The organism is Nocardia spongicola, assembly GCF_047200775.1.
Classification (GTDB): domain Bacteria; phylum Actinomycetota; class Actinomycetes; order Mycobacteriales; family Mycobacteriaceae; genus Nocardia.
Genome location: NZ_JBJZOO010000058.1, coordinates 1 through 536, shown reverse-complemented (window position 1 = coordinate 536; position 536 = coordinate 1). Strand labels below are relative to the sequence as shown.

Genomic DNA, 536 nt, shown 5'->3' with positions numbered 1-536 from the left:
CCTGTTCTCCTCCGCCGGCTCCGCTTTCGGCAATATAGGCCAATACTCTTACATCGCGGCCAATCTCGCATTGGAAACGTTCGCGCAGGCGCTGGCCCGGCAGGGCGTCCCGGCGCTGGCAGTCGGCTGGGGGCTCATGACCGGTGCGGGGATGGCCGCCGCCGATGAGAATGTCACCCACTATCTGCACAGTCTGGGCTTCGAACCCCTAGACATGGCCGACGGACCGCAGTACCTGGAACAAACACTGCGGCTCGGCGTCATCCAAGCCGGCATCGGCGGGATGGACTGGAAACGGGTTGTGGGCATGGGCAAACAGGTGACGTTGCTCGGTCGGCTCGAGGGCATGATCGCCGCCGCGACAGAGCAGGATTCGGCCGCAGCACGGTTGCGCTCCGAACTCACCAACCTCGACGAAGCCGAACGCACGAACACGATCGCGCGCCTGCTCGCCGAACAACTGGCCATCGTGATGGGAGTATCGGCCGAAACCATCGACCTGACCATACCGGTGCCGGACCTGGGCCTGAATTCGA

Annotated in this window: 1 protein-coding gene; it reads left to right on the top strand. The window is 64.0% G+C overall.

Annotated elements, in window-relative coordinates:
- A partial coding sequence (locus tag ACL02S_RS24180) for a KR domain-containing protein (RefSeq protein WP_412804795.1) occupies positions 1–536 on the top strand: 536 nt, incomplete at both ends.